Genomic DNA, 2,164 nt, shown 5'->3' on the forward strand with positions numbered 1-2,164 from the left:
CCCCCCGACCGGCCGCGTCCCGCCGTACGCGATGTCGCCGGCGCGCAGGTACCGCTCAAGGTCCCGGCGGAGGTGGCCGGACGGCTCACGGCGCTGGCGCGCGCCGAGGGCGCCACACCGTTCATGGCGCTGACCGCCGTGTACGCGATGCTGCTCGGCCGGTGGAGCGGACAGCGGGACGTGGCCGTCGGCACACCCGTGGCCGGCCGCGACCGGCCCGAAGTGCAGAAGATGGCCGGGCTGTTCCTCAACACCCTGGTCCTGCGCACCGATCTGTCCGGCTCGCCCTCCTTCACCGAGGTGCTCCGGCGCGTACGGGAGTCGGCGCTCGACGCGTACGGCCATCAGGAGGTGCCGTTCGAGCGGCTGGTGGACGAACTGGCGCCGGAGCGCGATCCGTCGCGGACACCGCTGTTCTCGGCGATGCTGCTCTGGCAGGAGGAGTCGGCGGCGACGGCCGGGCCTCGGACCATGGGCCCGCTGACGGTCGACCGGCTGCCGGTCGGTGAGAGCACGGCCAAGTTCGATCTGACGCTCGGCGTGTCCGAGCTGTCCGACGGCTCTCTGTCGGGAGCCCTGAACTACGCGTCGGCGCTGTTCGACCGGGAGACCGCCGAGCGATTCGCCGCGCACTTCGCCCGGCTCCTGGAGAGCGCCACGGCCGAACCAGGGCTGCCGGTGGACGAGTTGGAGATCCTTTCCACGGCCGAGCGCGGTCTGCTGCTGGAGGAGTGGAACGACACCGCCCGGCCGTATCCGTCCGGAACACTGCCCGCGCTGTTCGAGGCCCAGGCCGCCCGGACTCCGGACGCGCCCGCGCTGCGGTACGAGGGCACGACGGTGTCGTACGGACGGCTCGGCGCCGAGGCCGACCGGCTCGCCGGAGAACTGCGGGAGCGCGGTGTGGGCCCGGAGTCCGTGGTCGGTGTGTGTCTTCCTCGGGGAATCGGTCTGGTGGTGGCGCTGCTCGCCGTGATGAAGGCCGGAGGCGCTTATCTGCCGCTGGATCCCGAGTATCCGCGCGAGCGCCTCGGTTTCATGCTGGACGACTCGGCGGCGACGGTCGTCGTCACGGACGCCGGGCTGGCGGCGCTGGTGTCCGGCGGGGACAGCGCCGGGAACCGGCAGATCGTGGACATCGACGCCGCCCGGTCCGGCCTCCCCGGGCCGCCCGCGCCGTCCGGACTCTCCAGCACCGGCGGCAGAACCGGCAGCAGCACCACCTGCACCGGCTCCTGGTCCGGGCCCGCGCCGGAGCATCCCGCGTATGTCATCTACACCTCGGGATCGACGGGCCGTCCCAAGGGAGTGGTGGTCGAGCACCGCGCCATCGTCAACCGGCTGCACTGGATGCAGGAGGCCTACGGACTCACCGGGACGGACCGGGTGCTCCAGAAGACGCCGTACGGTTTCGACGTATCGGTGTGGGAGTTCTTCTGGCCGCTGATGACCGGCGCCACTCTGGTGCTGGCCCGGCCCGGCGGACATCGCGATCCCGCCTATCTGGCCGGTGTGATCGCCGACGAGGGCGTCACCACACTGCACTTCGTACCGTCGATGCTGCGCGCGTTCCTGGCCGGACCGCTGCCTGCGCTGCCCACACTGCGGCGGATGATATGCAGCGGCGAGGCGCTCCCGGCCGACCTGGTCACGGCCGTGCACAAGCGGATCGGCTGCGAGCTGCACAATCTGTACGGGCCGACCGAGGCGGCGGTGGATGTCACCGCTGCCCGGTGTGCGCCCGGTCTGCCCGTCACCATCGGACGGCCCGTCGCCAACACCCGTACCTACATCGTGGACGACGGGCTGCGTCCTGTCCCGGTCGGTGTGCCCGGAGAGCTGCTGCTCGGCGGTGTGCAGCTCGCCCGTGGCTATCTCGGCCGGCCGGCGCTGACGGCGGAACGGTTCGTGCCCAGCCCGTTCGCCGCCGTCCCGGGCGAGCGGCTGTACCGTACCGGCGATCTCGCCCGGTACCGGACCGACGGCACCATCGAGTATCTGGGGCGGCTGGACCACCAGGTCAAGATCCGCGGCCAGCGCGTGGAACTCGGCGAGATCGAGGCCGTGCTCACCGAGTGCGCGGGCGTGGACGCGGTCGCGGTCACCCTGCACGACGAGCGGCTCGTCGCCCATCTCACGCCCGCCACCGCGGATGTCGCCGCCG

The 2,164-nt window shown here is 72.1% G+C and carries 1 protein-coding gene; it reads left to right on the forward strand.

The window, feature by feature from the left end:
• Positions 1-2,164: non-ribosomal peptide synthetase (locus GA0115259_RS36275; RefSeq protein ID WP_141716844.1), on the forward strand; the 2,164-nt coding region annotated here is incomplete at both ends.

Origin of the sequence: Streptomyces sp. MnatMP-M17 (genome assembly GCF_900091995.1) — a bacterium.
Classification (GTDB): domain Bacteria; phylum Actinomycetota; class Actinomycetes; order Streptomycetales; family Streptomycetaceae; genus Streptomyces.